Origin of the sequence: Sanguibacter sp. Z1732 (genome assembly GCF_051020515.1) — a bacterium.
Lineage (GTDB): Bacteria > Actinomycetota > Actinomycetes > Actinomycetales > Beutenbergiaceae > CALKWS01.
On record NZ_CP194857.1, the window covers coordinates 3,668,685 to 3,684,107 of the forward strand.

The window sequence follows — 15,423 nt, forward strand, 5'->3', positions numbered from 1 at the left end:
CCCTGGTGAAATGTGTGTCGTGGCACACACGGGTAACCAAGCACCGCTATGGTGGTGCATCTGGCAAACCGTTGACCATCCCCGGCCGCGGTTGTCAGGACACCGACGTCCAGTGCCACGCTGATCAGGAGGCCGAACGAATTATGACCCACGGACGAGGAATGTGGCGCAGAATCGCCGCCACCGCGGGGGCGATCGCCGTAGGAGCGGCCCTCACGGTCCCGGCGGCCCATGCCGCCGGTGAGGAGGAGGTCGAGGACGACCTCGACGAACAGGGCGAGTACGAGGAGTTCGCCGGTGACGACGTCCTGACCATCGCCACCGGCCAGTCCATCGAGAACTGGAACCCCTTCATCCAGATCTACGTGATCGAGCACCAGTTCCGGCAATTGCAGTACGAGCCCTTGGTGCGGATGAGCGCGGAGGACTACAGCCCCACTGAGGGACTGGCCGAAGACTGGGAGGAGTCCGAGGACGGGCTCACCTGGACCTTCCACCTGCGCGAGGCCACCTGGCACGACGGAGAGGAGTTCACCGCCGACGACGTGGTGTACACCTACCACATCATCGAGAACGACCCGGTGATCAGTGCCCGCAATGCCGACGTGGTGGAGTTGATCGAGAACGTCGAGGCGATCGATGACCGGACCGTGGAGTTCACCCTGAGCAGCCCTTCGGTGAACCTGGAGGGCAGCGACCAGGTGATCGTGCCCGAACACATCTGGTCCGAGTACGAGGGTGAGTGGAACGAGTACGGAAACGACGACTTCCCGATCGTCGGGATCGGTCCGTACCAGATGGTCGACTTCTCCACCGACGCCTTCATCCGGTACGAGGCCTTCGATGACTACTGGCAGGGCGCGCCCGGTTTCAGTGAACTGGTCTACCAGTACTACACCGAGCCGGACACCGCGGTCGCAGCCCTGGAGGCCGGTGAGGTCGACCTGGTCGGCGGGTTGAACGAGGCCCAACTGGGCCGGGTCGAGGGCCTGGACCACATCACCACGAACGTGGCCCCGGACCGGCGCTGGCTGGCGTTCCGGTTCAACACCGGTGCCGTCACCCGCGATGGTGAGGAGTTCGGCAGCGGGCACCCCGCCCTGGCCGACCCGCAGGTGCGCCGCGCGCTGCACCACGCGGTGGACAAACAGGAACTGATCGAACGAGTCCGCGGCGGCTACGGCGAGGTGGCCCACTCCATCGTGCCGAACGTGTTCAGCACGATCCACTGGGAGCCCAGCGACGACGAACGGATGGACTTCGACCTCGATGAGGCCGGCCGCTTGTTGGATGAGGCCGGCTATGAGATGGGCGACGACGGCGTGCGTGTCGGTCCCGACGGCGAACCGTTGTCGCTGGTGTTCGGCGTGGACGCCGGCAACGCCGAGCGCGAAGGCACGGCCCAGTTCATCGCCGAGTGGTTCAACGAGATCGGCGTGGAGACCGAACAGCGCATCTCCGAGGACGTCCAGGACGAGTTCGACGAGGGCAACATCGACCTGGCCTTCACCGGCTGGGGCATCAACCCGAACCCGACCTACAACCTGAACCGGCAGAGCTGTGGGCAGTTGCCCGCCGCACCCGGCGACGGCACCACGGACACCTTCTACTGCAACGAGGAGTTCGACTCGCTGGTGCGGGACCAGGAGTCCGAGACCGACCCGGACGCCCGGGCGGAGTTGTTGTTCGAGGCCCAGCGGATCCTGTACGAGGACTCCCCGATCATCTTCCTCTGGTACCCCACGGTGATGGAGGCCTACAACAGCACCGCTGTCGGGGACTTCACCACCCAGCCGGCCGATGAGGGCATGATCATGGGCCAGATCGGCTCCTGGGCCTACCACTCCGCGAGCCCGACCGGCGAGAGCGTCGGCGGGGCGAGCACCGCCGTGCTCATCGGTGTCGGTGTGGTGGTGCTGCTCGGGGTGGCCGTCCTGGTGGTGGTCCTGGTGCGTCGTCGTCAAACCGCCGAGGAACGCGAGTAGATGACGTCCGATGCAACGACCGCGCTGCCGGCCGGGTCCGAGGACGACCCGGCCGGTGGCGCGCCGGACGACGGCGCCCGATCGGGCGCGGGCACGGGGCTGGCGAAGTATCTGCTGAACCGGGTCAGCGGCGCGATCGTGTCGCTGCTGGCGGTGCTGTTCACTGCGTTCTTCATCTTCCGGATCCTGCCCGGGGACCCCATCCAGAACCTGATGACGGACATGCAGTCGGCCTCTCCGGAACTGGAGCGGGCACTGCGGGCCGAGTGGGGTCTGGACGACCCCCTGCACATCCAGTTCTGGTCCTACCTGACCGGAACCCTCAGCGGGGACTTCGGCACCTCGATCCAGTACCAGGTCCCGGTTCTGCAACTGTTCGCCGACCGGGTGTTGCCCACGGTGCTGCTGGGTGGGGTGGCGCTCATCCTGTCTGTGCTGATCGGGTTCTCGCTCGGCGCGAAGTCGGCCTGGCTGAACGGCTCGAAGTTCGACCGGCGCAACGTCAACATCGCGCTGATCTTCTTCTCCGCTCCCACCTTCTGGGTGGCGATGATCGCCATCATCATCTTCTCCCGGGAACTGCGCCTGTTCCCGACCGGGCGGATGGTCTCGGCGCACACTCCGGACCGGTTCTGGCCCCAGTTCCTCGACATCGCCCACCACATGGTGCTGCCCACCATCACGCTCACCGCGATGATTTACGCCGGGTACCTGCTCACCATGAGGGCCTCGATGCTCGACGAGATGGGCAATGACTACATCACCACCGCGCGCGCCAAGGGGTTGCGTGATGTGGTGGTGCGGCGCCGGCACGCGATGCGCAACGCCCTGTTGCCCACCACGACGTTGGTGTTCATGGCGATCGGCAACGTCATCAACGGTGCGCTGGTCACCGAGATGATCTACACCTGGCCCGGCCTCGGCTACACCTTCTTCCAGGCGATCGCGGTGCCGGACTACCCGGTCCTGCAGGGACTCTTCGTGATCTTCGCCTCGGCCACGGTGCTAGCCAACCTGGCCGCGGACATCCTGTACTGGTTCATCGACCCGAGGGCGCGCAAGACATGAGCACCGAGAACGCCGCCGCCACCGTGCGCAGCGCGCGCGCACTGCGTATGCGCCGCTGGCGCCAGTCCATGCGCACCATCTGGAACGACTTCCGCCGGCAGCGATCCGGGGTCGCCGGCCTGATCGGGCTGAGCGTCTTCGTGATGATCGCGATCATCACCCCGATCGTGGTCGCAGAGGAGTCGCTCAGCGTGACGCAGGCGACCGGTGGCCGGATGGCACCGCCCACCTCGGAGTACTGGCTGGGCACCGACGAGTTCGGCCGGTCCGTGCTGCTGCTGACCCTGTACGGCACCCAGGTCACCCTGGTGATCGGGATCGCCGCGGCCCTGGTGGCGATGGTGATCGGCACGTTCGTGGGCATCGTCGCGGGGCACTTCGAAGGCCGCGTCTCCTGGGTGCTGATGCGGATCGCCGAGTGGTTCATGAACCTGCCCACCCTGGTGCTGGCGATCGTGCTCGTGGTTGTGCTGGGACGGAGCATGTGGGTGCTGATCATCGCGATCGGCATTACCTCCTGGGCCGGGACCTCCAGGGTGATCCGGGCGCAGACGCGTGGTATCGAGGGCCGCCCCTACCTGGAACGTGCCCGGGCCCTGGGTGCCGGGCACTGGCACCAGATGGGCCGGCACGTGCTGCCCAACGTCACCCCGCTGGTGCTCGCCAGCACCATCATGGCGATCGCCGGGGCGATCCTGACCGAGTCCACCCTGGCGTTCCTTGGGCTGTACGACCCGAACAACCTTTCCTGGGGCATGCTCCTCAACCGCGCCTGGTCCAACGGTGCGATGAGCGCCGGGGCCTGGTGGTACGTGCTGCCCCCGGGCTTCATGATCCTGCTCGTGGTGCTGAGTTTCACCCTGTGCGGCCGGGCCCTGGAAGTGGCCCTCAACCCCCGATTGCGTCGGTGAGCCTCGTGACACTGCTTCAGATCCAGGACCTGCACGTCACCTACTCCGGCTCACGCGGGACCCTCCCCGCGGTGCGCGGGGTCGACCTGAGCCTGGACCCGGGCCGCACCATCGGCCTGGCCGGTGAGTCCGGGTGCGGCAAGTCCACCCTGGCCGCGGCGATCCTGCGGTTGCTGCCCCCGCAGACCGAGGTGACGGGCAAGATCCTGCTCGACGGCAAGGACGTTCTCGACATGTCCTTCGGCGCGCTGCGCGCGGTCCGGTGGTCCTCGGCGTCGATCATCTTCCAGGGCGCGATGCACGCGCTGAACCCGATGCACAGGATCGGGGCGCAGATCGCCGAACCGATCCTGCTGCACGAGCAGGTCGAGGAGAAGGTCGCGCGCAAGCGGGTGGCCGAGTTGCTCGACCAGGTCGGGCTCCCGGTGTGGCGGTCCTCGAGTTACCCCCACGAACTCTCCGGCGGGCAACGCCAGCGGGTGATGATCGCCATGGCCCTGGCGTGCAACCCGGACCTGATCATCGCCGACGAGGCCACCACCGCGCTCGACGTGATGGTCCAGGCCCAGGTCCTGGACCTGATCAGCAACCTGGTCCGGGAACGTGACGTGGGGATGATCATGATCAGTCACGACCTGTCGGTGCTGGCCGATACCTGCGACGAGGTGGCGGTGATGTATGCCGGCAAGGTGGTGGAGCAGGGCCGCGCGCACGAGGTGTTCGCCGGCGCCCGCCACCCCTACTCCGACGCGCTCGCCTCCGCGTTCCCGGTGATCGGGGACGTCGAGGCCCGGCACCGCCCGCGCGGTCTGGCAGGGGACCCGCCCGATCCGACCGACCTGCCGAGCGGGTGCACGTTCCACCCGCGCTGCCCGGTGGCCCGGGACGACTGCCTCACCGTGGTCCCGCCGCTGGAGGCCCTGGCTGAAGATCCGCAGCGCCGCAGCGCCTGCCACGTCGCCCAGGACGGTCTGCCGATCCGCACGCCCGCTCCCGTCCGACTGGAGGAGTCCACCACGTGAGTGACCAGATCCTGTCCGCACGCGACCTGCACGTCACCTTCGGCCTTCCCGATGGCCGTGAGGCCAAGGCGGTTGCCGGGGTCAACCTCGACGTGGCCCCCGGGGAGATCGTGGCCCTGGCCGGTGAGTCCGGTTGTGGCAAGACCACGCTGGCGCGCACGCTGCTCGGGCTGGAGGCGCCCACCGCCGGCACGGTGACCTTCGGTGGCAGGCCGCTGGGCACCAAGGTGCGGGAGTTGCGTGCCTTCCGGAAGAAGGTGCAGTTGGTACTGCAGGACCCCACTGGCGCCCTCAACCCCCGGCACACCGTCTACGACGCGGTCGCCGAGGGTCTCCGGATCCACGGGATCGACGACGACGAGCACACCCGGGTCTGCGAGGCACTCGCCCAGGCCGGGCTGCGCCCGCCCGAGCGGTTCCTGCTGTCCTACCCGCACGAACTCTCCGGCGGCCAGCGTCAGCGGGTGGTGATCGCCGGGGCACTGGCACTGGATCCGGCCATCATCATCGCCGACGAGCCGGTGGCCTCCCTGGATGCCTCGGTGCGCGGGGAAATCCTGGCGCTGCTGCTGCGCCTGCGCCGGGACTTCGGCCTGGGCGCCCTGGTCGTCACCCACGATCTCGGTCTGGCCTGGTCCATCGCGGACCGGATCGCGGTGATGTATCTGGGCCGGATCGTGGAACTGGGCGATGTGGAACAGATCCTCACCGACCCCCAGCACCCTTACACGAAGGCGCTGGTCTCGGTGCTGCCGGACTCCCCCGTCGGCGATCACATCGTGCTCGCCGGTGAGCCACCCGATGCCACGTCGGTGCCGGGCGGGTGCCGGTTCCACCCGCGCTGCCCGGTCCTGGCCAGTGGTGAGGCGGACCAGGCCGGGGTCGCGTCCGACTGCCGCACCGTGGATCTGCCGGTGCTGGCCGCCCACTCCTCCGAGCGGCAGGTGGCGTGTCACTACGCCCATCGGGTGCTCGGAGCGAGCCTGGGTCCGGGTGCCGGTTTGATCGAGCAGGTGCGGGCCGACCTGACCTGACCTGCCCGCGTCCACCGACTCAGGCCAGGGCCGGTTCGTACAGGTGGATCCCGGCGTCCTCGACCCCCGCGCGCACTCCCAGCGGGACCGTCGCCGAACGGGAGCCATGACCGAACCCGACGTCGGTCAGCACCGGCACACCGAGTGGGCTGAGGCGGTCGATCAGGACCTCATCGACCCCGTCCTCGCAGTCGTGCCAGGACCCAGCGACCACCGCGGCGACGCCGGTCAGCCAGCCCGATCGCAGGAGTTCGGTGAGCATCCGGTCGATCTGGTAACGCTTCTCATCCACGTCCTCGATCACCAGGATCGACCCGGCCGCGCTCGGTGGTCCGGTGGGCCCACCCACGCCGCTGGCGAGCAGGCTCAGGCATCCGCCCATGGTGATCCCGCCGGCCCGTCCGCCGATCAGGGCACGGGCTCCGGTGGCGCTGATGGTCCGGACCAGTTCGGGTTCGAAAAGCATTCTGCGCAGCATCGCCCTGGTGGGTTCGTCGCTGGTGAAGGGTTCGGCACCGATCATCGGGGCGTGCAGGGTGACCACACCGAGGCGGGTGCCGATGGCCTGGTGCAGGGCTGTGACGTCGGAGTACCCGGCCAGGATCTTGGGCCGGGCCCGGCCCATCGCCTCGAAGTCCAGGAGGTCCACCATCCGGAAGGCACCGTACCCGCCCCGGGCACAGAGGATCGCATCGATCCGGGGATCGCACCAGGCGGCCTGGAAGTCGCCGGCCCGTTGGGCGTCGGTGCCGGCGAGGTAGTCCAGTTCGGGGTGGGTCGCCACAGCATGGGGGGCCACGGCCACCTCCAGGCCCCAGGAGCGCAGCACCTGCACGCCACGCTCGAGCCGGTCGGGCGGGACTGGGCCGCTCGGGGACACCACCGCCACGGTGTCCCCGCGCCGCAGCCGGGGCGGCCGGATGCGCTCGGGCTCCACCTCAGCCGTACCGGTGCTCGGTGGCCGCAGAGACCAGCGTGCAGACGGCCTTGAAACACCGGATCATGTCGTAGGCCGTGGCGCTGGTGAACTCCACGGTACGGTCCCCGGTCCGCACCACCGTGGGCACCACTGTCGCGGCCTCGGCGAGTTGGGTGGCATCGGTCTCGACCTGCACCGTGAAGGGACCCTGGTTCACACCCTCGACCTGCCCGGCGAGGGACATCGCGGCGGCGGCGGACTCCTTGATCTGGGCGTGGGTACGCGCGGGCGGCCGGCAGTCCGCGGTGTACCGAGCCACGTGGTCCTTGACCGCCACCGTGCGCGCCGCCGGCGCGTACGTGGCGGCATCGGCACAGGTGCGATCATCACCGGTGATCAGCACGACCGGCACGCCGTACGCGGCTGCGACGTGGGCATTCAACAGCCCCTCACTGCCGATCCGACCGTTCACGAGCACGTTGGTCAACGACCCGGGGATGTAGGTGTGCGAGAGCACGCCCTGGGTCCCGGCCGCGGTGTGATAGCCCAGGAAAGCCACGCCATCCACCGCGCCGCGCTGGATACCCTCGACCATCGTCAGTTCCTTGTGCCGCCCGGTGATCATCGTGGCCCGTGGGTCCAGTTCCTCCAGGAGCAGGTTGCGCATCGTCGAGTGGGCCTCATTGACGAGCACCTCGCTCGCGCCCCCATCGAAGAATCCCTCGATAGCGGCGTTGACGTCGGAGGTGAACAAGGGTCGGCAGCGTTCCCACTCGGGCGCCCCCGGTTCGCAGTCCGCGGGCCAGGTGACGCCGGTGGCGCCCTCCATGTCCGCCGAGATCAGTATCCGCATCGTCCCACCGTAGCCGCGCACCCTTCGCCGTTTGGTTCAGCGCGCGGGGAACTCCTCCCCCACGGTGTGCAACCGGATGGAGTTCGTGGTGCCCGATTTCCCGGGGGGCATTCCGGCGACGACGACCACCTGGTCCCCGTCCGCGGCGAGGTCATCCCCGCGTAGCACGCTGTCGAGCTGGTCGACCATGTCGTCGGTGTGCTGGACCTGGTCCACGGTGAAGCTCTGGATTCCCCAGGACAGTGCGAGTTGGTTCCGGACACCTTCATCGGGGGTGAACGCCAGCAGCGGGATCGCCGAACGGAGCCGGGACATCCTGCGCGCGGAGTCACCGGACTGCGTGAAGCAGGCCAGGTACTCCGCCCCCAGGGTCTCTCCGATCTGGGCGGCGGCCTTGGTGATCACACCCCCTCTGGTGTGCGGTGTGGCCCGTAGCCGGGTGACCCGTTCCAGGCCGTGCACCTCGGTGTTCGTGATGATGCGTGCCATCGTCTCGACGCACTCGATCGGATACTGGCCCACCGAGGTCTCCCCGGACAGCATCACCGCGTCGGCGCCGTCCAACACGGCGTTGGCGCAGTCGGAGGCCTCGGCGCGAGTGGGCCGGGGCGCGGAGATCATCGACTCCAGCACCTGGGTGGCCACGATCACCGGTTTGGCGTTGCGCAACGCCAGTTCGGTGGCGCGCTTCTGCACCAGCGGCACCTGCTCCAGCGGGAGCTCCACGCCCAGGTCGCCGCGGGCCACCATGATGGCGTCGAAGGCATCGACGATCTCCGCGAGGTTGTCCACCGCCTGGGGCTTCTCGATCTTGGCGATCACCGGCACGGTGCGTCCCTCCTCGTCCATGATCGCCTTGACGTCGTCGTAATCGGCTGCGGAGCGCACGAAGGACAGCGCGATCATGTCCGCCCCCAGGCGCAGCGCCCAGCGCAGGTCCTCGGCGTCCTTCTCCGAGAGCGCCGGAACGTTCACCGCGACCCCGGGCAGGTTCAGTCCCTTGTTGTTCGACACCGGGCCGGGGACCTCCACGCGGGACACCACGCGCGGGCCGTCCACCTCGGTGACCCGTACCGCGACCCGGCCGTCGTCGATGAGGATCCTGTCGCCGGCGTGCACGTCCCCGGGCAGGCCCTCGAACGTGGTGGACACCAGATCCTTGGTGCCCGGGACGTCCTCGGTGGTGATGGTGAAGACGTCACCCTCGTCGAGGTCGTGGCCGCCCTCGACGAAGCGTCCGAGCCGGATCTTGGGACCCTGCAGGTCCACCAGCACCGCCACCGCACGCCCCGAGGCCCTGGCCGCAGCACGCACGTTGGCGTACACCGCCTCGTGGGTGGCGACGTCGCCGTGGCTGCGGTTGATCCGGGCCACGTCCATCCCGGCATCGACCAGTTTCTGAACCATGTCCATCGATTCGGTGGCGGGACCCAAGGTGCACACGATCTTCGCTCTTCGCATGGCTCCAACCCTATTGTGTCTGCGGGGTGGCTCGTGCCACTGCCCCGGGCCGCTCACCCGACTTTCATCGCTACCGTGCCGGCCGCGATCGGGGCGGGAAGTTCGGTGTGCCCACGCAGGTAGGAGTCCACCGACGCCGCCGCCGATCTGCCCTCCGCGATCGCCCACACGATCAGGGACTGCCCGCGGCCACAGTCGCCGGCCACGTAGACGCCGGGCACGCTGGTGCCGAAGTCCTCACCGCGGACGATCCGGCCCCGCTCATCGACCTCCACCCCGAGTTGGCTCAGCAAGCCGTCGGCGGGCACACCGGTGAAGCCCATCGCCAGCAGGACCAGTTGTGCCGGGATCTCCCGCTCGGTCCCCTCGATCGGCTCCAGGCGTCCGGAACTGAGGTCCACCTCCACCACCCGCAGCGCCCGCACCCGGCCGTCGTCGTCGGCCAGGAACTCCGCGGTGGAAGTGGCGTAGACGCGTTCTCCACCCTCCTCGTGGGCGCTGGAGACGCGGTACAGCATCGGGTGGGTCGGCCAGGGCTGGTTCTCCGGACGTTCGACCGGTGGCTGGGGCATGATCTCCAGTTGCAGCACCGAGCGCGCTCCCTGACGGTGCGCGGTACCCACGCAGTCGGCGCCGGTGTCACCGCCGCCGATCACCACCACATCGGCGTCGGTCGCCAGGATCTGATCGGGGACGTCCTCACCCACAGCGGCCCGGTTGGCCTGGGGCAGGAACTCCATCGCCTGATGGATCCCGGCCACGTCGCGCCCGGGTACGGGAAGGTCGCGGGCCAACTCGGTGCCCATGGCCAGCACGACCGCGTCATACCGCTCACGCAGGTCGGCGCCGCTGAGGTGGCCCGGACCGCCAATGTCCACCCGGGGACGGAACCGGGTTCCCTCGGCCTCCATCTGCGCCAGCCTGGCATCCAGGTGACGCTTCTCCATCTTGAACTCCGGGATCCCGTAGCGCAGCAGCCCGCCGACCCGGTCCGACCGTTCGAAGACCGCCACGGTGTGCCCGGCCCGGGTCAGTTGCTGGGCGGCGGCGAGCCCGGCAGGGCCGGAGCCGATCACCGCCACGGTGGAGCCGGTGAGTCGGTCCGGGATCTGCGGGGTGACCAGGCCCTTGTCGAAGGCGACGTCGATGATGGTCTGCTCGATGTTCTTGATCGTCACCGGCGGCTGGTTGATCCCGAGCACGCAACTGGTCTCGCAGGGCGCGGGGCACAGTCTCCCGGTGAAGTCGGGGAAGTTGTTCGTGGCGTGCAGCCGCTCGATCGCCTCGTCCCACCGGCCGGTGCGGGCCAGGTCGTTCCACTCCGGGATCAGGTTGCCCAGCGGGCAGCCGTTGTGACAGAAGGGGATGCCGCAATCCATGCAGCGGCTCGCCTGCCGGGTGAGCATCGCCGAGTCCTCCGCGCGACGCTCTTGCACCTCCTTCCAGTCCCGGATCCGCACCGGTACCGGGTCGGCTGGCGGGCAGTTCGCGTTCGCGCACCCGCAGGAAGCCTCGGGGATCAGCCATGGGTCGCCTCCAGCACTCGGTTCCAGATATCGGGTTCACTCAGGTCCGCGCCGGCGGCCTCGACCTCGGCGAGCACGTCGGTGACGCGGGTGAAGGCCAGCGGCACCACCTTGGTGAAGCGACGGGCCAGGTCTTCGGGATCGGCCAGGAGGTGTTTGGCCACCGGGGAGTCGGTCTGCTCGGCGTACTCGGTGAGCAGCGCGGTCAGTTCCGCCACGTCCGCAGCGCTGACACCGGACAGGTTCAGGTCCCCCGACGCCAGGGCCTGGGCGTTGATCAGCTCCGCCTCGAGGTCCAGCACGAAGGCCGTCCCCCCGGACATGCCGGCGGCGAAGTTGCGCCCCGTTCCGCCCAGTACCACCACCGTGCCGCCGGTCATGTACTCACATCCGTGGTCACCGACGCCCTCGACCACGAGGGTGGCGCCGGAGTTGCGCACCCCGAACCGCTCCCCGGCGGTGCCGCGCAGGAACACCTGGCCGGAGGTGGCCCCGTAGGCGATCACGTTCCCGGCGATGACGTTCGCGGCGGCGTTGAAGGTGGCCTCGGCCGGTGGCCGTACCACCACCCGTCCACCGGACAGACCCTTGCCGACGTAGTCGTTGGCGTCCCCGAACAGGCGCAGGGTGATCCCCGGCGGCAGGAACGCTCCCAGGGACTGCCCGGCCGATCCGTACAGGGTGACGTCGATGGTGTCCCGGGGCAGACCCTCGCCCCCGTAACGGCGGGTCACCTCGTGACCGAGCATGGTGCCCACGGTGCGGTTGATGTTGCGTACACCGACCTCGATCTGCACCGGTTCGCCCCGTTCCAGGGCGGCGTCGGCGCGGGCGATGAGGTCGACGTCCAACGCCCGATCCAGCGCGTGGTCCTGGCTGATCCGTTGCCGTGGATGGGACCCCGGCGGCAGTGACGGCTTGGCCAGGATCGGGGTGAGGTCCAGTCCGGCGGCCTTCCAGTGGTCCACCGCGGCGGAGGTGTCGAGCAGGTCGACCTCTCCGATCGCCTCATCCAGCGACCGCAGCCCGAGTGAGGCCAGGATCTCCCGAACCTCCTGTGCCACGTACTCGAAGAAGGTGACCACGTCCTCGGGTCGGCCGGTGAAGCGCGCGCGCAGGTCCGGGTTCTGGGTGGCCACCCCCACCGGGCAGGTGTCCTGGTGGCACACGCGCATCATCACGCAGCCCGAGACCACCAGCGGGGCGGTGGCGAACCCGTACTCCTCCGCGCCCAACAGGGCCGCGATGACCACGTCCCGGCCCGTCTTGAGCTGGCCGTCGGTCTGGACCACGATCCGGTCCCGCAGGTTGTTCAGCACCAGGGTCTGCTGGGTCTGGGCCAGGCCGATCTCCCACGGCGCCCCGGCGTGCTTGAGCGAGGTCAGCGGGCTCGCACCGGTACCGCCGTCATGGCCGGAGATCAGCACCACGTCCGCGTGCGCCTTGGACACGCCGGCCGCGACCGTGCCCACGCCGATCTCGGAGACGAGTTTGACGTGCACCCGGGCCGCGGGGTTGGCGTTCTTGAGGTCATGGATGAGTTGGGCGATGTCCTCGATCGAATAGATGTCGTGGTGGGGTGGCGGTGAGATCAGCCCGACCCCGGGGGTGGCGTGCCGGGTCTTGGCCACCCAGGGATAGACCTTCGCCCCGGGTAACTGCCCGCCCTCACCGGGTTTGGCGCCCTGGGCCATCTTGATCTGCAGGTCCTGGGCGTGCACCAGGTACTCCGAGGTCACCCCGAACCGCCCGGAGGCGATCTGCTTGATCGCGCTGCGTCGTCGTGGGTCGAGGAGTCGCTCGGTGTCCTCCCCGCCCTCTCCGGTGTTGGACTTGGCTCCGAGCCGGTTCATCGCGATCGCCAGCGTCTCGTGGGCCTCGGCGGAGATGGATCCGTAGGACATCGCCCCGGTGGAGAACCGTTTCACGATCTCGCTGACCGGTTCGACATCGTCGATCCCGATCGGCGCGCGCCCGGAGTCGGCGAAGGTGAACAGCCCTCGCAGCGTCATCAACCTGCTGGCCTGGGAGTCCACCCGGTGCGTGTAGTCCTTGTACAACTCATAGTTGCGGGTCCTGGTCGAGTGCTGCAGACGGAAGACCGTCTCGGGGTCGAACAGGTGGGGTTCGCCCTCGCGGCGCCACTGGTACTCCCCTCCGATCTGCAGCCGCCGGTGCGCCGGGGCGATACCACTTCGGGGATAGGCGGTGGCGTGCCGGGCCGCCACCTCGGCGGCCAGCACCTCCAGGCCCACCCCACCCAGGGGCGTCGAGGTCGCCGTGAAGTAGCGGTCGACGAGGTCCTGGGCCAGCCCGAGTGCCTGGAACACCTGGGCACCACGGTAGGAGGCCATGGTGGAGATGCCCATCTTGCTCATCACCTTCAGGACTCCCTTGCCCAGTCCCTTGATGAGATTGTGCACGGCCCGTTCCGCGGAGATGTCGCTGAGCACACCGGAGTGGACCAGTTCCTCCACCGACTCCATCGCCAGATACGGGTTCACCGCGGCGGCGCCGTATCCGACCAACAGGGCCACATGGTGTACCTCGCGCACGTCACCGGCCTCGACCAGCAGGCTGATCCGGGTGCGGGTGTGCTTGCGCAGGGTGTGGTGGTGCACGGCCGCGCACAGCAGCAGGGACGGGATCGGAGCCAGGAGGGCGTCCGAGTCACGGTCGGAGAGCACCACGAAACTGCTGCCCTGCTCGATCGCGGCGTCGACTTCGGCGAAGATCTCCTCCAAGCGGGCCTGCAGCGCGCTCGCGCCGCCCTCCACCCGGTACAGCCCGGAGATCGTCACCGCGGCGAAGCCTCGCCCCGGGCCCGGGGTGCGGTGGACGTTCTTGATCTTGGCGAGTTGATCGTTGTCGATGACAGGGAAGGGGAGCACGAGTTTGCGGGCATGCTCGGGGGTGGCCTCCAGCAGATTGGGCTCGGGACCGATGGCCCCGCCGACGGCGGTGACGAGTTCCTCGCGGATGGCGTCCAGCGGCGGGTTCGTCACCTGGGCGAAGAGCTGGGAGAAGTAGTCGAACAGCAGGCGGGGGCGCTCGGAGAGGACCGCGATCGGCGTATCGGTACCCATCGACCCCAGTGCCTCCGCACCGGTGGCCGCCAGCGGCCGCAACAGGATGCGCAGTTCCTCCTCCGTGTATCCGAAGGTTTGCTGCCGGCGCAGCACCGAGGACCGGGAGTGCGCCACGTGCTCCCGCTCGGGCAGGTCCTCCAGGTTGATCTGGTTGTCTGCCAGCCACGTCTGGTAGGGATGGGCCCGGGCCAGTTCGGACTTGATCTCCTCATCCTCGATCACCCGGCCGGCGCCGGTGTCCACCAGGAACATCCGGCCCGGGGCGAGTCGTCCCTTGCGCACCACCTCGGCGGCGGGCAGGTCGAGCACGCCGGACTCGCTGGCCAGGACCACCAGTCCGTCGGCGGTGATCCAGTACCTGCCCGGGCGCAGCCCGTTGCGGTCCAGCACCGCGCCGATGTAGCGCCCGTCGGTGAAGCACATCGCCGCAGGTCCGTCCCAGGGCTCCATGAGGGCGCCGTGATAGGCGTAGAACGCGCGTCGCTGCGCGTTCATCGAGGTGTGGTTCTCCCACGCCTCGGGAATCATCATCAGCACCGCGTGCGGAAGGGACCGACCCCCAAGGTGTAGCAGTTCCAGCACCTCATCGAAACTGGCCGAGTCGCTCTGCTCCTCACGGCACACCGGCATCAGCGGCGCCAGGTCACCGAGCGCAGGGGAGGCCAGGGTGCCCTCCCGGGCAGCCATCCAGTTCCGGTTCCCGCGCACGGTGTTGATCTCCCCGTTGTGCGCCACCGCACGGAACGGTTGCGCCAGTGGCCAGGAGGGGAAGGTGTTGGTGGAGAACCGGGAGTGCACCAGCGCGATCTCGGAGGCGAATCGCGGATCGGATAGGTCGGCGAAGAACGGTTCCAACTGGGGTGGTAGTGACCATGCCCTTGTACACCAGCGTGCGGGATGACAGGGAGGCGAAGTACACCCCGGCCTCGTGCTCGGCCCGCTTGCGCAGCCGGTAGGTCCGCCGGTCCAGATCCAGCCCGTGCAGGGCGCCGGCCGCATCGGCGACCACGAGATGGCGGAAGGTGGGCATGCAGGCCCGGGCGGTGGGTCCGACCAGGCCGTCCTGCACCGGCACATCCCGCCAAGCGAGTACGTCCAGGCTCTCCTCGGCGGCGATCCGCTCCACCTGCTCCGCAGCACTGTCGGCGCCGGCTGCGTCCAGCGGCAGGAACGCCATCCCGATGGCGTAGTACCCGGCGGCCGGAAGTTCCGCCTCGATCACCGCTCGCACGAACGCGTCGGGGACCTGGGTCAGAATGCCCGCGCCGTCGCCGGAGTCCGCCTCGGCGCCGACCGCGCCCCGGTGGTCCAGGTTCGCCAGTGCGCGAAGTCCGGCGTCGACGATGTCGCGACCGGGCGTGCCCCGCAGCGTGGCCACGAACGCAACTCCACAGGCGTCACGTTCGGCGGCGGGATCGTACAGTCCGTGCGCCGGAGGGATGGCGCTGTACGTTGCGTAGGGTCCTGCGTGCTGCGGGCTACCGCTCATCCGATCATCCTTGCCGCCACCAGGTCAGATCATCTGGTGGACTTTACCGACTCTTGAAGGTTGGGC

The 15,423-nt window shown here is 68.8% G+C and carries 8 protein-coding genes and 2 pseudogenes; 5 read left to right on the forward strand and 5 right to left on the reverse strand.

Going from position 1 to position 15,423, the window contains the following annotated elements:
• Positions 1 to 143 precede the first annotated feature (143 nt).
• The 5 genes from ACRRRO_RS19095 to ACRRRO_RS19115 are packed head-to-tail and all read left to right on the forward strand — an operon-like array spanning position 144 to position 6,020.
• Complete coding sequence (locus tag ACRRRO_RS19095; RefSeq protein WP_434080719.1) at positions 144 to 1,985, forward strand: ABC transporter substrate-binding protein; 1,842 nt, start codon at positions 144 to 146, stop codon at positions 1,983 to 1,985.
• Positions 1,986 to 3,053: an ABC transporter permease gene (locus ACRRRO_RS19100; RefSeq protein ID WP_424789126.1), complete on the forward strand. Its 1,068-nt coding sequence runs from the start codon at positions 1,986 to 1,988 to the stop codon at positions 3,051 to 3,053. It abuts the gene before it with no gap.
• Positions 3,050 to 3,964 (forward strand): ABC transporter permease, encoded by a 915-nt coding sequence (locus ACRRRO_RS19105; protein ID WP_424797909.1) that lies wholly within the window; start codon positions 3,050 to 3,052, stop codon positions 3,962 to 3,964. The genes ACRRRO_RS19100 and ACRRRO_RS19105 overlap by 4 nt, the downstream gene beginning before the upstream one ends.
• A 5-nt stretch (positions 3,965 to 3,969) precedes the next feature.
• Complete coding sequence (locus ACRRRO_RS19110) at positions 3,970 to 4,986, forward strand: ABC transporter ATP-binding protein (protein WP_424797908.1); 1,017 nt, start codon at positions 3,970 to 3,972, stop codon at positions 4,984 to 4,986.
• Entirely contained in the window at positions 4,983 to 6,020 is a 1,038-nt protein-coding gene (locus tag ACRRRO_RS19115; RefSeq protein ID WP_424797907.1) for an ABC transporter ATP-binding protein, read from the forward strand. Before ACRRRO_RS19110 ends, ACRRRO_RS19115 begins: the two co-directional genes overlap by 4 nt.
• Positions 6,021 to 6,039: 19 nt before the next feature.
• Here ACRRRO_RS19115 and ACRRRO_RS19120 read toward each other — a convergent pair whose 3' ends face one another.
• The 5 genes and pseudogenes from ACRRRO_RS19120 to gltB form a co-directional block, all read right to left on the reverse strand.
• Positions 6,040 to 6,900: a S66 peptidase family protein gene (locus ACRRRO_RS19120; RefSeq protein ID WP_424797906.1), complete on the reverse strand. Its 861-nt coding sequence runs from the start codon at positions 6,898 to 6,900 to the stop codon at positions 6,040 to 6,042.
• A 58-nt stretch (positions 6,901 to 6,958) separates the two neighbouring features.
• Entirely contained in the window at positions 6,959 to 7,792 is an 834-nt protein-coding gene (locus tag ACRRRO_RS19125; protein ID WP_424797905.1) for a M55 family metallopeptidase, read from the reverse strand.
• 36 nt (positions 7,793 to 7,828) lie between these two features.
• Positions 7,829 to 9,253, reverse strand: coding sequence for a pyruvate kinase (gene pyk, locus ACRRRO_RS19130; RefSeq protein WP_424797904.1), 1,425 nt, complete (start codon positions 9,251 to 9,253; stop codon positions 7,829 to 7,831).
• A 53-nt stretch (positions 9,254 to 9,306) separates the two neighbouring features.
• Positions 9,307 to 10,780: pseudogene (locus ACRRRO_RS19135) on the reverse strand (glutamate synthase subunit beta).
• A pseudogene (gene gltB, locus ACRRRO_RS19140) lies at positions 10,773 to 15,357 on the reverse strand (glutamate synthase large subunit). Before gltB ends, ACRRRO_RS19135 begins: the two co-directional pseudogenes overlap by 8 nt.
• Positions 15,358 to 15,423: the final 66 nt, after the last annotated feature.

Excerpts from the sequence above, each read along its gene's own strand:
- ACRRRO_RS19105 (WP_424797909.1), top strand. The coding sequence starts at position 3,050 with ATGAGCACCGAGAACGCCGCCGCCACCGTGCGCAGCGCGCGCGCACTG.
- ACRRRO_RS19125 (WP_424797905.1), bottom strand. The coding sequence starts at position 7,792 with ATGCGGATACTGATCTCGGCGGACATGGAGGGCGCCACCGGCGTCACC.
- ACRRRO_RS19100 (WP_424789126.1), top strand. The coding sequence starts at position 1,986 with ATGACGTCCGATGCAACGACCGCGCTGCCGGCCGGGTCCGAGGACGAC.
- pyk (WP_424797904.1), bottom strand. The coding sequence starts at position 9,253 with ATGCGAAGAGCGAAGATCGTGTGCACCTTGGGTCCCGCCACCGAATCG.
- ACRRRO_RS19095 (WP_434080719.1), top strand. The coding sequence starts at position 144 with ATGACCCACGGACGAGGAATGTGGCGCAGAATCGCCGCCACCGCGGGG.